Source organism: Lewinella sp. W8 (assembly GCF_004375085.3).
Classification (GTDB): Bacteria; Bacteroidota; Bacteroidia; order Chitinophagales; family Saprospiraceae; genus Neolewinella.
The window spans coordinates 285,642-303,101 of sequence record NZ_SNAQ03000004.1; the positions used below are offsets into that span (position 1 = coordinate 285,642).

The 17,460-nt window shown below is 60.4% G+C and carries 15 protein-coding genes; 4 read left to right on the forward strand and 11 right to left on the reverse strand.

Features of this window, described 5'->3' with window-relative positions:
- Positions 1 to 67 precede the first annotated feature (67 nt).
- A complete protein-coding gene (locus E1J53_RS07045) occupies positions 68 to 1,573 on the forward strand; it encodes a DUF1499 domain-containing protein (protein ID WP_134270930.1) in 1,506 nt (501 codons plus the stop codon).
- A 262-nt stretch (positions 1,574 to 1,835) separates the two neighbouring features.
- On the opposite strand, the gene hutG is transcribed toward E1J53_RS07045, so the two are convergent.
- Genes hutG through hutH form a run of 4 tightly spaced genes read right to left on the reverse strand, consistent with a single transcriptional unit; the run spans position 1,836 to position 7,639 of the window.
- The gene (gene hutG / locus E1J53_RS07050; RefSeq protein WP_134270929.1) at positions 1,836 to 2,801 is read right to left on the reverse strand and encodes a formimidoylglutamase; all 966 of its coding nucleotides are present in this window, start codon (positions 2,799 to 2,801) and stop codon (positions 1,836 to 1,838) included.
- Complete coding sequence (gene hutI, locus E1J53_RS07055; RefSeq protein WP_134270928.1) at positions 2,774 to 4,006, reverse strand: imidazolonepropionase; 1,233 nt, start codon at positions 4,004 to 4,006, stop codon at positions 2,774 to 2,776. Before hutI ends, hutG begins: the two co-directional genes overlap by 28 nt.
- A 29-nt stretch (positions 4,007 to 4,035) precedes the next feature.
- Entirely contained in the window at positions 4,036 to 6,051 is a 2,016-nt protein-coding gene (locus E1J53_RS07060; RefSeq protein WP_134270927.1) for a urocanate hydratase, read from the reverse strand.
- Between the two features lie 31 nt (positions 6,052 to 6,082).
- Positions 6,083 to 7,639, reverse strand: coding sequence for a histidine ammonia-lyase (gene hutH, locus E1J53_RS07065; protein ID WP_154640155.1), 1,557 nt, complete (start codon positions 7,637 to 7,639; stop codon positions 6,083 to 6,085).
- Positions 7,640 to 7,903: 264 nt separating this feature from the next.
- Here hutH and E1J53_RS07070 point away from each other — a divergent pair, with 264 nt between their 5' ends.
- Positions 7,904 to 8,782, forward strand: coding sequence for a LysR family transcriptional regulator (locus E1J53_RS07070; protein WP_134270926.1), 879 nt, complete (start codon positions 7,904 to 7,906; stop codon positions 8,780 to 8,782).
- A gap of 2 nt (positions 8,783 to 8,784) precedes the next feature.
- On the opposite strand, the gene E1J53_RS07075 is transcribed toward E1J53_RS07070, so the two are convergent.
- Positions 8,785 to 9,039: a hypothetical protein gene (locus tag E1J53_RS07075; RefSeq protein WP_134270925.1), complete on the reverse strand. Its 255-nt coding sequence runs from the start codon at positions 9,037 to 9,039 to the stop codon at positions 8,785 to 8,787.
- A gap of 51 nt (positions 9,040 to 9,090) precedes the next feature.
- Between E1J53_RS07075 and E1J53_RS07080 the strand changes: the two genes are divergently transcribed.
- Entirely contained in the window at positions 9,091 to 9,627 is a 537-nt protein-coding gene (locus E1J53_RS07080) for a dihydrofolate reductase family protein (RefSeq protein WP_173021389.1), read from the forward strand.
- A gap of 251 nt (positions 9,628 to 9,878) precedes the next feature.
- Here E1J53_RS07080 and E1J53_RS07085 read toward each other — a convergent pair whose 3' ends face one another.
- Positions 9,879 to 10,511 carry a TetR/AcrR family transcriptional regulator gene (locus E1J53_RS07085; protein ID WP_134270923.1) on the reverse strand — a complete coding sequence of 211 codons (633 nt, stop codon included), beginning with the start codon at positions 10,509 to 10,511 and terminating at the stop codon, positions 9,879 to 9,881.
- Positions 10,512 to 10,655: 144 nt separating this feature from the next.
- Between E1J53_RS07085 and E1J53_RS07090 the strand changes: the two genes are divergently transcribed.
- Positions 10,656 to 11,693, forward strand: a complete 1,038-nt coding sequence (locus E1J53_RS07090; RefSeq protein WP_134270922.1) for an alkane 1-monooxygenase — start codon at positions 10,656 to 10,658, stop codon at positions 11,691 to 11,693.
- 4 nt (positions 11,694 to 11,697) lie between these two features.
- Here the strand turns inward: E1J53_RS07090 and E1J53_RS07095 are convergent, their stop codons facing one another.
- From E1J53_RS07095 to E1J53_RS07115, 5 genes are all read right to left on the reverse strand, one after another.
- Positions 11,698 to 12,522, reverse strand: coding sequence for a hypothetical protein (locus E1J53_RS07095; protein ID WP_134270921.1), 825 nt, complete (start codon positions 12,520 to 12,522; stop codon positions 11,698 to 11,700).
- Complete coding sequence (locus E1J53_RS07100; RefSeq protein ID WP_134270920.1) at positions 12,515 to 12,847, reverse strand: hypothetical protein; 333 nt, start codon at positions 12,845 to 12,847, stop codon at positions 12,515 to 12,517. Before E1J53_RS07100 ends, E1J53_RS07095 begins: the two co-directional genes overlap by 8 nt.
- Positions 12,848 to 12,918: 71 nt before the next feature.
- Positions 12,919 to 14,577: an adenine deaminase gene (gene ade / locus E1J53_RS07105; protein WP_134270919.1), complete on the reverse strand. Its 1,659-nt coding sequence runs from the start codon at positions 14,575 to 14,577 to the stop codon at positions 12,919 to 12,921.
- A gap of 133 nt (positions 14,578 to 14,710) precedes the next feature.
- Positions 14,711 to 15,112 (reverse strand): hypothetical protein, encoded by a 402-nt coding sequence (locus E1J53_RS07110; protein ID WP_134270918.1) that lies wholly within the window; start codon positions 15,110 to 15,112, stop codon positions 14,711 to 14,713.
- A 3-nt stretch (positions 15,113 to 15,115) separates the two neighbouring features.
- Complete coding sequence (locus E1J53_RS07115) at positions 15,116 to 17,326, reverse strand: peptidase domain-containing ABC transporter (RefSeq protein WP_134270917.1); 2,211 nt, start codon at positions 17,324 to 17,326, stop codon at positions 15,116 to 15,118.
- Between the last annotated feature and the right edge of the window lie 134 nt (positions 17,327 to 17,460).

Consider the following 17,460-nt stretch of genomic DNA (forward strand, 5'->3'; position numbering starts at 1 on the left):
CCGATTAGCCCATTTTCTTGATTCCGGTTTCCCTTTCCCGATATTTACACCACAAATTTTCCACCCAATGATCAAACGCATTCTCCTGGGGCTTCTGGCCATCGCCCTGGCCTTCGTCGCTTATCTTTTCTGGCAGGCCTCTAATTCAGCCCAAATTGATCTGGTTATGGAATACCGGCTGGAGGAAGCAAGAAAGAACACCGGGGCCGACACCGGAACCGGAGAGGGTGTCTTCACGATGGCTTTCGGCTCCTGCAACCGTGAAGATCTCCCCCAGGATTATTGGAACCTCATCGCGGACCAGCAGCCTGACCTTTGGCTCTGGCTTGGTGATAATGTCTACGCCGATACCGATGACATGAACGAGATGGCCGCTGCCTACGCCAAGCAGAAGCAGGCCCCCGCGTACGCAGCCTTTACCGCCTCAGTCCCCGTCTACGGCATCTGGGACGATCACGATTACGGCATCAACGACGGTGGCAAGGAATGGCCGCACAAGGCAGCCGCCCGTGACCTCATGCTGGATTTTTTGGAGGTCCCCGCCACCGCACCCGTACGGAAACGTGAAGGAGGCTACCAAAGCTACCTCGTGGGGAATGATGCCCTTTCCGTCAACCTTATCCTGCTCGACACCCGCTACTTCCGCGATGAGTTGATGCCCCCCACCAGAAAGGGGGACCGCTACGGCGCCAACGCCCAGGGTGACGTACTTGGCGAAGCCCAGTGGGCCTGGTTGGAGGAGACCCTGACGAACAGCAGCGCCGATGCGCACGTCATTGGCAGTAGCATTCAGGTCCTGCCCGAAGACCACGGCTACGAGAAATGGGCTAACTTCCCCGCCGCTCGCGAACGCCTCCTGCAATTACTGGCCCGGACTCAACCGAGTCTGCCCCTTATCCTGAGCGGAGATCGCCACCTGGCGGAGGTTAGCAAGGTGATGGTCGATGATTATGCCGTTTATGAGATTACGGCCAGCGGATTGACGCATTCCTACGAGGGTGCCGACGAACCTAATCGCCACCGTATTTCGCCCCTGATTGGCCAAAAGAATTTTGGCCTGCTGCACTTTGTGGGTCGCGGGGAAAACTTGCAACTGCTCGGGGAGGTCCGGTCGGTGGAAAACAACCAGCTTTACGCTTCCCTTGCGCTGGATGCTTCGGGAGGAGAAATGAACAAAGAGGCCCTGGCGGCCATTGTCCACCAAAAAAGCTCCATGACGACTTCCCTCAAGCCTTGCCCCAAAAGTCCCAATTGCGTCAGTACGCAGAGCACGCAGGCGGATAAGAAGCGGGAGCCCATCCCTTATATGGGTACGATGGAAGAGGCTAAAGCACGCCTGAAGACCGTCATTGCCGGCATGCCCCGGACGAAGCTGGTAAAGGAGGAAGGCAACTACCTGCACTTCACCTTCAAAACCTTTCCCATCCCCTTCATCGACGACGTGGAGTTCATCTTCGATGACGAGGCCAAGGTCATCCATTTCCGCAGTGCCAGCCGGGTCGGCCACAGTGACCTGGGCGTGAACAGCAAGCGGATGAAGAAGGTCGCTCGGGCGTACGCCGACGCAGAATAAGCGGGACCGCCAACCATCGATTTCGAGTTTTGCAACTCGTCGTAATCGTCAAATTTACATTATTGCGACGGCGCGCAGGTGCAGCCTTATCCAGTAAGAGCCGTAGGTCCAAATCTTTGCTGGCTGGGCATAACTTTCCACTACTCAGGCGGATAAATTTGATGAGTAGCCACAATGGGAACCTACCTGATTTCGGTTTGGACGACCGACGGGCAACGGGGTACCGTACGGATCATCAGACAACGATGACGGGACTAGGGGCCTATTTGACCCAGCCCACGATGGCGTCCACCAGGGCGGCCGCGAGTCGCGCCGTACGATCATCCTGGTCGTAGCGGGGATTCATCTCGGCGATGTCCGCCGAGACGACCTTCCCCGAAGCGAAGAGGAATTCCAGTACCGACAGAACGAAGCTCGGGTTCAGGCCCAGCGGAGAAGGGGCGCTGACGCCCGGAGCGTAGGCGGCCGAGAAACCATCCAGATCGATGGAAACGTAAATCCAGTCGTTGCGCTGGACGATAGGGACGAGTTTGTCCAAAACGGTCGCCAGTTGGTGGGGCTGACATTCCTGAAGGGGGATGTAGCTCACGCCCCGCTCAGCGGCGATGTCGAAGAGTTCGGCGGTGTTGGCGATGCGCTGAATCCCGATGGCACAGTAGTCGTTCAGGCCGTGATCCAGGGACTGCAGGAAGGGGGTTCCGGAGTTGGGTTTGTCCACGACGGGGCGCAGGTCAAAGTGGGCGTCGAAATTGATGACCGCCACCCGGTGCGCTCCGGCAGCGGCCCGCACGCCACGATAATGCCCGAAGGCCAGGTCGTGCCCGCCCCCCAGCACGATGGGAAAGATGGAGGCGCGGAGGCAGTGCTCCACCATAATGCCGAGCTGCCGCTGAGTGGCTTCCATATCGCCGTTGTGGCACAGCAGGTCTCCCCGGTCAAACACGGTTTTATTTCCATGGTGCCAAGCCAGCTTTCCCAGTCGGCGGCGAATGGCCGCCGGCCCGGCGGCCGCGCCCACGCGTCCCTGGTTGCGGGCGACCCCTTCCTCGCAGGCGTAGCCGATCAGATTCGCCGTTTGCCCGTGGAGGCTCTGCGACCAACTGTGTAACTCCACCCGCTGGTACCAGTACTGGGGGCCCAGCGCGGGATCCGTGGTTCGGCCGGTCCAGTTTTCTGCTTCGGGTGGGCGATAGGCTTCGGCTAGATGATGGGGGATCCACTTATCCATACGCGGTTCGGTTTTAAGCTGCCCTGATGATACAGTATTTCCCGGTAATCTTGCGTGGGGAAACTGATAAAATCTGCCCGTTGACCGGCCGCCAGGCGGCCGCGATCGGAGAGCCCCAGGGCCGCGGCCGCGCGGAAGGTGATGCCGGCCAGTACCTCGGCCGTGCTTAATTTTTCGAAGGTACCGAGGATGGCGGCCTGGGCCAGTAAGTCCCCCTGGGGGGCGCTACCCGGATTCCAGTCGCTGGCGATCGCCAGCGCCGCGCCGGCGTCCAGGAGTTTACGGGCGGGCGTGAAGGCGCAGCCCAGCCCGATGCTGGCTCCCGGCAGGGCCGTAGCGATGGTGCGGCTTGCCGCCAGGGTAGCAATCTCGGCCGCGCCACTCACTTCCAGGTGATCAACGCTCCGGGCACCAACTTCTGCGGCCAACTGGCTCCCCCCCACCGAAAACTGGTCGCCGTGTACGGTAAGGTCAAAACCCCGTTCCTTCAGCGCCAGGAGGTACTCGCGGGCCGCCGGAACCGAAAAGGCGCCCTGCTCCACAAAAATATCGAAGCGTCGGGCTAAATTCTCTGCCGTCACCACGGGAACGATCTCCTCAAGGATGGTCGTCAACCAGGTGCGTTCGTCCGGCATTTCCGGCGGCACCAGGTGGGCCGCCAGACAGGTGGGCACCACCGCCGCGGGATGGCGCTCCCCGGCCCGATTGATGAGGCGCAGCATCCGCAGTTCTTCGGCCACGCTCAGTCCGTAGCCCGTTTTTACCTCCACCGTAGTTACCCCCGAGCGGAGGTGACGGTCGAGACGCTGCCGCAGTAAGCGGAGTAATTCGTCGTCGCTGGCCGCCCGCGTATGCCGCAGGGTGTCCTTGATGCCGCCGCCCGCGGCGGCGATCTCCTGATAGGTCTTACCGGCGTTGCGGGCAGCATAATCCCGGGCCCGACTCCCCGCAAAAATGAGGTGGGTGTGGCAATCGATCAAGCCCGCCATGACCACGTTCGGTCCGGTTGCTCCCCGCTCCCCGGCCCGGGCGTGGGGGAAGGCCCGGCTCAGTTCGGCAAAGGGGCCGACGGCCTGAATCATCCCCTCCCGTACGAGGATGCCGCCCTCCGGAATGACCACCAGTTCTTCATCCATAAGCGGACCACGCAGTCGGGCCTCGGGATGCGTGACGAGTTGGGTGAAGGGACCAAAGAGAACTGCCATGGCGGTGGGATTAAGTGGAGGGTTGGAAATTAACCAAAATCAAGGTCATCAAACAAGCCGTCATCGACCCGTTCGGCCCGGGTGACGGTCAGGCCGGGGGTGCGGGCCATTTCCCGCTCGATGGCGAAGCGGGCTTCGTCGTTCCGCGCCCAGCTGCGGCGGGCGATGCCGTTGTTGACGTCGAAAAACAGCATATTCCGCAGGCGGCGGAGGGCGGCTTCGCCGCCGTCGAGGAGGAGCCCGAAGCCCCCGTTGATCACCTCACCCCACCCGACGCCGCCGCCGTTGTGGAGGGATACCCAGCTGGCACCCCGAAAGGCATCGCCGATGACGTTGTGCACCGCCATGTCGGCGGTGAAGCGACTCCCGTCGTAGATGTTACTCGTTTCCCGGTAGGGGGAGTCGGTGCCCGACACGTCGTGGTGGTCCCGGCCGAGGACGACCGGACCGATTTCCCCGCGGCCGATAGCCGCGTTGAAGGCCTCCGCGATGCGGATACGGCCAATGGCGTCGGCGTAGAGGATGCGGGCCTGGGAGCCCACCACCAGCTGGTGCCGCTCGGCGTCACGAATCCAGGTGATGTTGTCCTGGAGTTGCTGCTGAATTTCCGGGGGTGCTTCGGAGGCCAGGGATTCCAGTACCTCCCGGGCCAGCCGGTCGGTGGTGCGCAGATCTTCCGGGCGACCGGAGGTACACACCCAGCGGAAGGGGCCAAAGCCGTAGTCGAAGCACATCGGTCCCAGGATGTCCTGTACGTAGGAGGGATACCGGAATTCACGGCCATCTTTTCCGGCCAGCTCGGCACCTGCGCGCGCGCCCTCCAGCAAAAAAGCGTTGCCGTAGTCAAAGAAGTAGGTCCCACGGTCCGCGTGTTGGTTTACCGCCGCCACGTGCCGACGTAGGCTCACCTGCACTGCCTCCTTAAAGGCCTCCGGATCCTCCCGCATGAGGGCATTGGCCTCGGCGAAGGACATCCCCGCAGGATAGTAGCCGCCCGACCAGGGATTGTGCAGGCTCGTCTGGTCCGACCCGAGGTGAACGAACAGGTCCGCCTCGGCGAATTTTTCCCAGCAGTCCACCACGTTTCCGACGTAGGCGATCGAAACGACCTCCTCTGCGGCCTGGGCCCGCCAGACCCGCTGGATCACCGCCGCCAGATCGTCATAAATTTCGTCCACCCAGCCCTGGTCGTGGCGCTTCTGGGCCGCCGCCGGATTCACTTCCGCGCAGACCGTGACGCAGCCGGCGATGTTGCCCGCCTTGGGTTGCGCGCCGCTCATGCCCCCGAGTCCGGCCGTCAGAAAGATTTTCCCGGCGGACCGTTCTCCGTCCTTCAGCACTTTGCGAAAAGCGTTCATCACGGTGATCGTGGTGCCGTGTACGATGCCCTGCGGGCCGATGTACATGTAGGAGCCGGCCGTCATCTGACCGTACTGGGTAACCCCGAGGGCGTTGCCGCGTTCCAGGTCATCCGGAGACGAATAATTGGGGATCACCATGCCGTTGGTCACCACCACCCGGGGCGCATCGGGGGAGCTGGGAAAGAGGCCCAGCGGATGCCCGGAATAGAGGTGGAGCGTCTGCTCCTCGCTCATCTTGGCCAGGTACTGCATCGTCAGTCGATACTGCGCCCAATTCTGAAAAACGGCCCCGTTTCCGCCGTAGGTGATGAGTTCGTGCGGGTGCTGGGCCACCGCCGGATCCAGGTTATTCTGGATCATCAGCATGATCGCCGCCGCGGTTTTTGACCGGGCCGGATACGCGTCAATGGGCCGGGCGTGCATGGGGTAATCCGGCCGGTAACGGTACATATAGATGCGGCCGTAGGTCTTTAGTTCCTCCAAAAATTCGGGCGCAAGCGCAGGATGCAGGGCCGGTGGGAAATAGCGCAGGGCGTTGCGGAGCGCGAGGGCTTTCTCTTCCGGCGACAGAATGTCCTTCCTCCGCGGGGCGTGGTTGACCGTCGGGTCGTAGGGCTTCGCGGGGGGAAGGTCGGCGGGGATTCCGGCGAGAAGGTCTTGCTGAAACAGCTCGGTTGCGGTCATGGCTGAAGGTTTATCGTTTAGGGGCAGACGTTTATCCGAGATCCTCGAAAAGCTCGTCGTAGGCGCTGTAGGCTTTATTTTGGTGGGCCCGGGCGATGGCCGTCAGGGCACCGGAGCGGACCAGCTCCGTGGCGGCCCGTAGGTCCGTGGCGTAAATCCGGTCATCCGCAGCGTGAGCAATATCTTGCCGGACGCGGGCGTGAATGGCCTCCAGGACGGGGCTGGACTTCAGCGGCCGCTGGAAGTCAAAGGCCTGGGCGGCGCAGAAGAGTTCCACGCCCAGAATTTTTTCCAGGTTCCGTACCACCCGCAGGGCCTTGCGCCCGGAGATGGAGCCCATGCTGACGTGGTCTTCCTGCCCGAGTGAGGTGGGAATACTGTCCGCACTGGCCGGAAAGCACATCGTTTTGTTCTCGCTTACCAGGGCGGCGCTGGTGTACTGCACGATCATCAGTCCGGAATCCAGTCCGCTCTTTTCGACGAGCAGCTTGGGGGCCACGCCGGGGATGCCGTGGAGGGCGAAGTAGCTGCGCCGGTCGGAGATGCTCCCGATTTCGGCGGCGGCCAGGCAGGCGTAGTCCAGTGGCAGGGCCAGCGGTTGCCCGTGGAAGCTGCCGCCGGAGATGATCAGGTCTTCGTCGAAGACGACGGGATTATCGGTCACGGAATTCATTTCCGTTTCCACCATTTCCCGCAGGTGTAGCCAGGCGTTTCTGCTGGCCCCGTGGACCTGGGGGACGCAGCGCAGGGAATAGGGGTCCTGGACCCGTTCGCAGTTGGCGTGCCCCTGCATGATTTCCGAGCCCCGCAAAAACTGGTGGATGCGGGCGGCTACGTGCACCACACCCCGGAAGGGGCGGGTGGCGTGGAGCGCCGGGTGGAAGGGCATGGCGGAGGCCTGCAGGCCCTCCACCATGAGGGCGGCGATCAGGTCCGCGTTGGTCAGGGCATTCTGGAGGCGCTCGACGAGCAGGACGGCGTGCGCCAGAATAAACTGCGTGCCGTTGATGAGGGCCAGGCCGGCTTTCGGGTGCAATTCCACGGGCTCCAGTTGGTGTTCCCGTAAGACGGCGGCCGCGGGCCGCCGCTGCCCCCGGTAGAAAACTTCCCCCTCGCCGAGGAGGGGAAGGAAGAGGTGGGACAGGGGGGCCAGGTCTCCCGAAGCGCCCACGGACCCCTGCTCGGGCACCACCGGAATCACGTCTTCCGCGATCTGCCAGCGCAGGCGCTCGATGACCCGGGGAGCAATCCCCGAATAGCCCCGGCACAGGGCGTGGACCTTGAGGATCATCATCAGCTTGGCCAGCTCCGGGGCAATGGGCTCCCCCATCCCCACGCTGTGGCTCAACAGCAATTTCCGCTGCAGCGACACCGTGTCCTTCGCGTCCACCTTCACGTTACACAGCGGGCCAAAGCCCGTATTGATGCCGTAGGTGGGGCGCGATTTGCCCGCTACGGCCAGCACCACCTCGTGGGCGCGCTCGAGCCGTTCCCGGGTGGTGGCGTTTACCTCCGTAGGCAGTGTTCCCCGTAGGATGGCCAGGGCTTTGCCGACCGTCAGCTGGTCTTCGCCGTATTGAAAAATCATGGTGGTTGGTTAGGCACGAAAATGGAGTAGCCGGCCGCAGGAGTGCAGCTGGATACGCTCGGGAAAAATGGATGGGGCCGCAGGTGAAACAGCTTTCCGAAGAATCTGCGCCCGGGTTAAGGATGGAAAAGGCTCCGGTTGGATCAACTCCTCCTACGACGATGTTGGAGGAACGGATCCGACCGGGGCGGTTACAACTTCCGAAGGCAAAGAACCGGCGATTTTTAATGCATAACAAGATAATTATTGCGTTCTTTGATAACCATGGATTATCAAATTGAGCTGCGACAAATCCGCTCCTTTCTCGTTTTGGCCGACGAGCTGCACTTTCGGCGGGCGGCGGATTTGCTGTACATGTCTCAGCCGGGGCTGAGTCGGCAAATCCGCCAGCTGGAAGACGCCCTGGGCTTCCCCCTGTTTCGGCGGCACAACCGCATGGTGGAGTTAACCTCCGCCGGAGCCTTCCTGCGGCAATCACTCGGCCAACAAATGGCCGACCTGGAACTGGCCCTGGACCGGGCCCAGCGCATTCACGACGGACAGGGCGGAGAACTCCGCTTCGGGTACGTGGGCTCCGCCATGCAGGACATTATCCCCGATCTGCTCCTGCGTTTCCGGGCCGACCACCCGGAAGTAAGCTACGGCCTGGAGGCCCTGAACAACCGGGAGCAACTCGACAAGCTGGAGCGCGGCACGCTCGACATCGGCTTCGTACGGACCAAGCGGCAGTCTCCCGGACTGGTCAGCAAGGCGGTGGCCGAGGATACCTTTAGTCTCGTATTGCCCCCCGGCCATTTCGTCAACCAGGATAATTTCCAAAGCCTGGCGCAGGTCCGGGAAGAGCCCTTCATCCTCTTCGACCCCAACTACAGCCGCACCTATTACGAGCAGGTCATCCAGTTGTTCATTGATGCGGGTTTTCAGCCCCGCGTGGCGCACCGGACGGTGCACGCCACCACCATTTACCGTCTGGTGGAAAACGGCTTTGGCCTGTCCATCGTACCCACCGTCCTGGGGCGGGGCTACCGCACCAGTGTTCAGTTCGTGGAGTTAACCCAAGTCCCCCAGCGCACGACCCTCTACGCCGTCTGGCGCCGGGACAACGACAACCCGGCACTGAAGAGGTTCACGGAGTTGTTGTGAGGCTACATGTGGGGGGCGCATATGGTCCAGGCCCGTTCGATGGCTTCTCGGGCCTGCTCAATTTTGGCCGCCGCATCGTGTAACTCCCGGGCCAGCTTGCGCCGCCCGCGGGCGGCGTCGGCGTCGCCGTCCGCTTCAATTTTTCGGGAAAGTTCTTTCAGGTAGGTAGCCAGCGCATCATACCGCAAGTCTCCCGTTTCAGTGGCGAGTTCGGCCAGGGTTCCGGAGTATTTCCGGACGCTCGTTTCGTGGATCATGATACTAAGGTAAAAGTCAGTACTTTATGTCCCGAACCAATGGTCTTCACCTTGCGTAAACTGATCCTCTACTCCGCCATGAGCCTCAACGGTAAAATCTCCCGCGCAGACGGGAGCGTTGACTGGCTGGAATCCATCCCCAATCCGGACCAGCTCGACTACGGCTACGGCGAATTCATCAAAACCATCGGGACCACCATCCAGGGCGGCAACACCTACCGCCAGCTGATCGGATGGGACGTTCCCTTTCCCTATCCGGATACCGAAAACTTTGTGTTCACCCGAAAAGTCGGGCAGGCGGATACGGAGTTCGTCCGGTTCATCAGCGATCATCACGTAGCGTTCACCCAGGAGCTGAAGGAAAAAGCGGGAAAGAACATCTGGCTGATCGGAGGAGGACAAATTAACACCCTGCTCCTGAACGCTGGCCTCATTGATGAACTCCATCTCCACGTGATGCCCCTCGTGCTGCCCGATGGCGTAGAACTCTTCGAAGGCACGCCGGACCTCACCCACTTCGCCCTCACCCACACCCGGCAATATCCCGCCGGGGTACTGGAGTTACGGTACACCCGGACCGGGGATTGACGTCCTAAACCTCAGCCTTCTCCTCCGTCTTAGCCTAAATCCTGAAACCTGGGTCCTCAATCCTGCCCCCGCTTCGAGGTGCCTACTTTTCTATCCGTTCCCTTGCCTTTCGCCGGATAAATCCAGCGCTACGGAATCAGTAAGGTTTTTTTGGAGCGGCGTATCCTTCCTAAAGACGGACGACCGCACAACGATCTTTCTTCTTTCTTCTTCCCTCTCCTCAGCCTTCTCCTCCGCCTTAGCCTAAATCCTTAATCCTGGGTCCTCAATCCTGCCTCTCCCTCCCTTTTCAACAGCCCCATCAACCGCAAATTCAGGTAATCCTTCACCAAACTACTCAGGGCGTACTTCTCGTCGGAAAAAATTGCGGGGTTCGTCACCACCTGGATGATGAACAGCTTATCGATGTGGCCAAGCAATTCTACGGAAACGGGATTGTAGAGTCCTTCGGCGATCCCACTTTCGTAGTGGTGCTTCAGCAACGCCACAAACTGGTCGGTAAAATCATCAATCACGGCCCAGACTTGCGGATAATGGCTTTTTATTCCCTGCAAAAAGGAAATGGTGATGTCTACGGTACCCTGCGCCAGGATTTCGATGAGCTGGGGGTAGAGTTCCAGGGGACTTAGTCCCCGCTGACTCACCTCCACGATGGAGGCAAACAGTTGATCCGTCCGTGTTTTGCAGGCGGCCAGCAGAATATCTTCCTTGCTTTCAAAATATTCGTAGATGGTGGACTTACTCTTTCCGGCCAGCCGGGCAATGTCGTCAATGGTCAGCGTCTCCAGGTCCTCCTGCTGGATGGCCAGCAGCAGCTCACCGAGCCATTTGTTCGTGCGCCGGGTGATGGCCTTCCGTTTTCTCGATACGGACTTTCGTCCCATGGACTGTGATTTATCCCCCACAAAGTAGCCCAACTTAGGGGAGTCACCCAAGTGGCTACCCCGGACTGCGCCGCAAAAAGAATTTGGGCCACTCCTAAAATCGAACTATATTTGCACTTATAGTTCGGAAACCACTCCTTCGTTATGGGCAAGATTAAGTACCTCACGGCCTACCTCATTCCCCTGTTTGGTCTACTCACCTTCAGCACCACGGGTTTACTGACCTACTCCGGCCTTATTTTCCTCTACGTCCTGGTGCCCGTCCTGGAGATGGTCTTCCCTCCCGACCGGGACAATCTCGACGCAACCGAACGGGAGTTAGCCAAAGAGGACTTTTTCTACGATCTGGTCCTCTACCTGATGGTGCCCCTGCACCTCTACGTGGTGTACTACTTCCTCTCCACCATCGACGAGCCTGGGCTGACGACTTCAGACATCGTGGCCAGGGTGCTGATGATGGGCACCATTCTGGGCGTAATCGGCATTAACGTTGGACACGAACTGGGCCACAAAACCCGTAGTGTGTGGAAGCAAGTATCCGCCCACCTGCTGCTGACTACCGCCGTACAGAACCACTTCGTCCCCTACCATAATGGCGGGCACCACCGGGACATCGGTACTCCCCAGGATCTTACGTCCGCCCGGAAGGGAGATAACTTTTACCTCTTCGCGCTTCGCTCCCAGATCGGTGGGTACTTCAAGACCTGGAAGCTCGAAGCCCAGCGGTTGAAGGCAACCGGCAAGAACCCCTACCTTAACCCGATGGTGCTGTTCACGCTCCTGCCGTTACTGCTTTTTGTCGCCATCTACTTTGCCTTTGGCGAATACGTATTGCTCTGTTACTTTCTCGCGAGCGTCTACGGCATCACCATTCTCGAATCCCAGAATTACTTCGCCCACTACGGCCTCCGCCGCAAACTGCTGCCCAATGGCCGCTACGAACGGGTCAACGCCCGGCACTCCTGGAATTCCGACCACATCATCGGCCGGGTCCTGCTGTTCGAACTGACCCGGCATTCCGATCATCACCACATCGGGGGCAAAGCTTATCAGGTGCTGGACTCCCGCGAAGAAAGCCCCATGCTACCCTACGGCTACCCCATGATGCTGATCCTGTCCTTCTTCCCCTTCCTGTTTAAACCCATCATGGCCCGGCAACTGCAGCGGTACGGGATTGAGTAGGCAATCACCCCTTCCATGGCAACCGCTTCATCGACTTGGCGTCGTACCGTAACGTGGCCTTCGCCCGGGCCATTTCGTCCGGACTGGCCGCCAATCCCAGGTGTCGCAGAATGGCATCAAACTGGTGCAAAAATTCCGGATACTGCAGGAATAAGGCCGTGGAGTCTTGATGAATCCTGGCTTGTTCGCGATGACCAAGGACCATCGCCCGCAGGTATGCTTCCTTGTCCGCGAAGTCCGCGCCCTCGCCGAGAAAAGCCCGTGGGGTCAGGGGCGTTGGGTGATTCCACCAGTCGATGAACCCGCCGTCCGATCGCTGCAGGGAAGCCAGCAGGCTTTCCGTCTCCCGGTCCAGGAAGATCCACCGGACACCGGGGAAGGCCCGCCGGAAGATGGGCATCAGGAAGATATTCCAGGAGGTGAGTTTAACGACGAGGTGCCGCTTACCGCCCTCCGCCTGACGATACATCCGCACGATATTTTTCAGTTGGTCTGCGACGCTTTGGTCATCAAGCGCGTACAGGACTTTTGACAACAGCAGTCCGTTAATGGCCTCCGGCTCGCTGACTACCCGCACAGTGTCTAGTTGATTCAGTTGGCGGCTCAGCAGCGTGGAGCCACAGTGTGAAACCCCGAAGATGAAGCCGCTGATTTCAAGACTTTCTTCCTCCTCACCTGACCATGAATCGAGGGAAAAACGCTCCCCCCCGCCGACGCTGGTGACGCCTTCGTTGAAGAAGGGGTAGTCAAAGACGGCCTCCGGAAGTTCCCGGCAGATTACTTCGGGCTCCGGCCCTACGGTGGTGATGACGGGGTACGGCTTACTCACAAATCTCTCCCGTCCATTGCTGATCAAAGCCACCCTCGTCGTCGAGGTGAAAAACCGCACCCACGGCGCAGTTGTTCTCCCCCGTGGAATCCACCAGGTAGCGGTAGTCGAACCCCATGTCGATGGGCTCCCCGAGCAGACTTTTCAGGTAGGTCGTGGAGGCCGTATCCGGCAACAGGCGCACGACGGCGTCCAGACTGGCAAAGTCCTGGTGTTCCCGATAGTGGGCCGCACGTTGTTCCAGTGGCGAGGGTTTGGGGCCGCAGGCCAGGATGCCAAGGAGACCGGTAAGGCAAAGGATAAGCGAATAAAGGCGGTAACGCATGATGGGCGTTTAGGGATAAAGTTATGGCCGGGCGGACGAGTGCAGGAAAAATAAAGATCTTAGGTCAGTCCTCAATCCGGACTTTCTTCCCACAGGTCTACCAGGCCGAACTGGTTAGCGTCAAAGAGCCCGCGGTCACTCAGTTTCAGAGAAGGAATGACGAGGAGGGCCAGGAAGGAAAGCGTCATAAAGGGAGCCTCCAGGCCGCACCGGAGTTTTCGCTTGGTGAAGCCGTTCAGCGCCCCGTAGCGGGCGGCAATCCGGGGGCCGGTATCGTTGCTCATGATACCGGCCACGGGCAGGGGCAATACTTCGAGGTATTCATCCCTCCCGGCGGCGATGCCGCCGCGTTCGGCGATCACGGCGTTGGCCACCCGGCACATCGATTCGTCGTCGACCCCGACGACCACGATGTTGTGACTATCGTGGGCCACGGAGCTGGCGATGGCTCCCCGCTGGAGCTTCATGCCCCGCACGAAGCCCACCGCCACCGGAGCATCTGCGTAACGGTTGATGACGGCAATTTTGAGTACATCGCGGTCGGGGGAGGCCACCGGGCGGCCATCAGCGTCCAGCACGGGATCGAGCAGTAGCTTTCCCGTCACGAGCTCCCCGTCGTAGACCTCGATGACGCGTAGCTGTGCCCCCGCGGGCCCCGGAGCCACCCGAAAATCTTCGGGCGACTTGGGGCTACAGTCAAAGTTGTTGATCGGTTCGGGGCGGTAGTCCGGCAGATTATGCGCCCCCGCTTCGGCCACCAGCCGTCCGTTGATCCAGGTTTCCATCACGGCCAGGTGGCGCAGGTCATCGACGCGGATGAAGTCGGCCCGGTCGCCCACCCGCAACTGACCGACGTCCAGGCCGTAGTGCTCGACGGGATTGCGGCAGGCAATCCGCAGCACGTTAAAGAGTTCGTGCTTGTCCCGCAGCGCGCGCAGCACGATACGGTTGATGTGCCCGGCCATGAGGTCGTCGGGGTGGCTATCGTCGGTGCAGAACATGATCCGGTCGGGGTACTCGTCGATGAGTTCGTGGAGGGCGGCGTAGTTACGCGCCGCCGAGCCCTCCCGGATGATGATCTTCATCCCCGCCGCCAGCTTATCACGGGCCTCCTCGGCGGTGAAGCATTCGTGGTCGGTGGTAATCCCCGCCGCGGCGTAGGCCGCGGCCTCGGCACCGCGTAGGCCCGGCGCGTGACCGTCAACGGCCTTGCCACGTTGCTGGGCCGCCGCGATCTTGGCCATCACCCCGGGGTCGGCGTTGAGCACGCCGGGATAGTTCATCACCTCGCTGAGGTAGCGAACGTCGGGGCGGTCGAGGAGTTGCTCCACGGCCCCGGCATCCAGGGTCGCCCCGGCGGTTTCAAACCGCGTGGCGGGCACGCAGCTGGGAGCGCCGAAGTTGATCGACAGTGGTGTGTGCCGGGCGTTATCGATCATGTACTCGACGCCGGCCAGCCCCATCACGTTGGCAATTTCGTGGGGATCGGACACCGTAGCAACGGTGCCGTGCACCACGGCCAGCTTGGCAAATTCCACGGGCAGCAACATCGAGCTTTCGATGTGGACGTGGGCGTCCACGAAACCGGGCAGGATGAACCAGCCGCGTTTGTCGCGGCTCGGATCCCGTTCAATGTCCGTAATCGTTCCGTCGTCCCCGATGGTGATGATGGCTCCGTAGATTTCCCGGGCGTCCAGGTCAACGAGTCTTCCCTTTACTTGCTGTGGCATGGTGCGTGATGGTCAGACGGGGAAAGTAGGGTTTTCTGTCTTAACCTGACGGTAGGGCCGTCGAATTCAACCTTGCCCTACCTGATAACCCCGGCCTCACCCGGCACACTGCACCTGGCCTCCGGCCCCAAATCTATTCCATCACGTACTCGCCCAGACTCTGGTCCATCGGCTGGCGGAAGTACAGAAATCCCTCAAAGGATTCCTCGGGTAGTTCGGCGGATTTCGGAAGGACGTGGAGGGGATACCCCCGCACCGGGTCCTGGTTTCCGGTGATCTCCACCCAGTAGTACACCGGCAATCCGCCCCGAAAGGCCTTGACCACCTTGGTGTCGTCCGGCGACCATTCCCCGGGCAGCGCCGCTGCGGGTTTTAGCCACCAGCTTCCGGCCGCATCCTGCCGCATCACGACGGGCTTCGGCTGCGGAATTTTCGGGTGGATGGACTGCAGTCCCCAGAAGATGCCCCCCAGGGTGAGGCAGTACACAATGGCGGCAGAAACGAGCAGCCGCTTCGGGTTCTTTTCAATGTTCATCGCTTACTGCATTTGCTTTTTGACGAGTTCGTAGTAGCGTCCCCGCCGCTCAAGGAGTTCTTCGTGGGAGCCCTCTTCTACCACCTTACCCTTGTGGAGGACCACGATTTTATCGGCAAACTGGATGGTGCTCAGACGGTGGGCCACGACGATGGTCGTCCGGCCGCGGAAGAATTGCTGCAGGCCTTCCATGATGAAGGCTTCGTTGTCGGCGTCCAGGGCGTTGGTGGCCTCATCCATAAAGACGAATTCGGGGTCCTTGTAGATGGCGCGGGCCATCAGAATGCGCTGCTTCTGCCCCATGCTCAGCCCCTTACCGTCCCGCCCGATGGGGGTGTGGTATCCCTGGGGCATATCGTCCACGAATTCGTCGAGGTTGGTGATGCGCTTGGCCATCTCGAAGCGGCGCTCGTCAAATTCTCCACCCAGGACGATGTTGCCGCGGATGGATTCGTTGAAGATGAAGCTCTCCTGCAGGATGACGCCGCAGCGGTCGCGCCAGGCGTTGATGTCCAGGGAGCGGAAATCATGGCCGTCAATCATCATTTTTCCCTGGTAGGCGAGGTAGTAGCCCAGTAGAAGTTTGAGCAGGGTGGTTTTTCCGCTGCCGCTGCTGCCCACGATGGCCACCGATTTGCCCAGGGGGATGTCCAGGTTGATGTCCGTCAGGGCCGGCTTGGCCACCTGTCCCGGGTGGGTGAAGGTCAGGTCCCGGAGGGAAATGGTGCTGCCCGGCGCGGGGAGGCGGTCAATCTGCTGCCCGTCGTTGTAGGCGCTCTCGTCCTTCTCGTCCCAGAATTCGGTGATCCGCCCGAGGCTGATCTGCGCCTCCTGCCCCCGCACGATGCCCTGCATGATCTGGTCCATGGGGGCAATCAGTTGCCCGGTGATGAACTGGATGGACAGCATTGTACCCAGGCTGATCTCGTTGCTAACGATCAGGCTCGCCGACAGGAAGAGGATGGAGAGTTGGGTCAGCTCCACGATCAGCATGGTACCCGTGTCCTGCACCTGGTTGACGCGCAGGTAACTGAAGGTGTTGCGGAAGGAATCCATCTGGTTGGCCTTCCACTTTTCGAAGTAAAACTGCTGGCTGTTGTTGATCTTCAGGTCGTGCATCCCGTTGATCAACTGGATCAGGATGGACTGATCGTTGGACGCGAAGCGGAAGCGCTCCAGGTCAATGTGTTTGCGGGCCCGGAGGAACAGAAGAGTCCAGGCCAGGTAGGCCACCGCCGCCACGACAAACATGCCGAAAAAGAAGGCGTGAAAGTTGAAGAGGATGAAGCTGTAGATCAATACCGTGAGCACCGCCACCACGATGCTGAGGCTGTTGCGGGTGATGAAGGTTTCGATCCGGTGGTGATCGCTGATGCGCTGGAGGATATCCCCGATTCTGCGGGTTTCGAAGAAGGGAAGCGGGAGTCGGAAGAGCTTCTGCAGGAATCCCGCAATAAGTTTGTAGTTGATCCGTAAACTCAGGTGCAGCACGATCCAGCTGCGCAGGATGTTGAAGGCCGTTTTGCTCAGGATGAGGACCAGCTGACCGATCAACAGGAACTTGACGAAGCCAAGATCACCCGTCCCGATGCCCAGATCCACCACGGACTTGGTGATGTAAGGAAGCAGGTACTGAAGGACCGAAGTGACGGCGATCCCCAGCAGGATGACCAGAAAAAAGGGGCGCAGTTGGTGCAGGTTATCGCGCAGGAAAGCCCACTGTTGGTTGTCCTGCGGGAGCTCCCCCTGGGGAAGCGGGGGTGGCGTGGCGGGCGTGCCGGGAGAAAAGAGCAGGGCATAACCCACCGGTGGGGAAGAGGTGCCGGGAGGCCGCACGAAGAGGCGCTTCCGCAACTCCTCTGCCTTCATCTTGACCAGCCCGTCCGCGGGGTCTCCGATGATGTATTTTCCCCGCTTCTTTTCGTAGAAGACGACAAAATGGTTGTTGTCAAACAGGAGAATACTTGGCCCCTCACCGAACAGTTCCAGGTCTTGCAGGTCCCGCACCATGACCCCCTCCGACTCGAAACCGTACAGTTCCGCGGCATGCTTCAGCGTGGCAAAGGACGTCCCGATCCGGTCGATGCGGGTCGCGTGCCGCAGGTACTTCGGGTCTACTTCCCGCTGGTAGTAGGCGGCGATCATGCGGAGCGCGGCGATACCGCAATCGCGCATATTCTTCTGACGGACGTGAGGATAATTATGCCACAACATGGTACGGAGGGTGCTTTTAAATGGGGTATGAGGTTCACGGTTTCGGAGGGGAGCGAAGCCCGGGGCAACGGCGGGTGGAGCGCAGTGGAATACTTGGCTCTACCGGTACACGTGCCATGGCCGTCGGAGAGGTG

Coding starts and splice junctions, on each gene's coding strand:
- hutH (WP_154640155.1), bottom strand. CDS start 7,639: ATGATTTTTCAATACGGCGAAGACCAGCTGACGGTCGGCAAAGCCCTG.
- E1J53_RS07075 (WP_134270925.1), bottom strand. CDS start 9,039: ATGATCCACGAAACGAGCGTCCGGAAATACTCCGGAACCCTGGCCGAA.
- E1J53_RS07070 (WP_134270926.1), top strand. CDS start 7,904: ATGGATTATCAAATTGAGCTGCGACAAATCCGCTCCTTTCTCGTTTTG.
- ade (WP_134270919.1), bottom strand. CDS start 14,577: ATGCCACAGCAAGTAAAGGGAAGACTCGTTGACCTGGACGCCCGGGAA.
- E1J53_RS07100 (WP_134270920.1), bottom strand. CDS start 12,847: ATGCGTTACCGCCTTTATTCGCTTATCCTTTGCCTTACCGGTCTCCTT.
- E1J53_RS07060 (WP_134270927.1), bottom strand. CDS start 6,051: ATGACCGCAACCGAGCTGTTTCAGCAAGACCTTCTCGCCGGAATCCCC.
- E1J53_RS07045 (WP_134270930.1), top strand. CDS start 68: ATGATCAAACGCATTCTCCTGGGGCTTCTGGCCATCGCCCTGGCCTTC.
- E1J53_RS07090 (WP_134270922.1), top strand. CDS start 10,656: ATGGGCAAGATTAAGTACCTCACGGCCTACCTCATTCCCCTGTTTGGT.
- hutI (WP_134270928.1), bottom strand. CDS start 4,006: ATGGCAGTTCTCTTTGGTCCCTTCACCCAACTCGTCACGCATCCCGAG.
- hutG (WP_134270929.1), bottom strand. CDS start 2,801: ATGGATAAGTGGATCCCCCATCATCTAGCCGAAGCCTATCGCCCACCC.
- E1J53_RS07085 (WP_134270923.1), bottom strand. CDS start 10,511: ATGGGACGAAAGTCCGTATCGAGAAAACGGAAGGCCATCACCCGGCGC.
- E1J53_RS07110 (WP_134270918.1), bottom strand. CDS start 15,112: ATGAACATTGAAAAGAACCCGAAGCGGCTGCTCGTTTCTGCCGCCATT.
- E1J53_RS07115 (WP_134270917.1), bottom strand. CDS start 17,326: ATGTTGTGGCATAATTATCCTCACGTCCGTCAGAAGAATATGCGCGAT.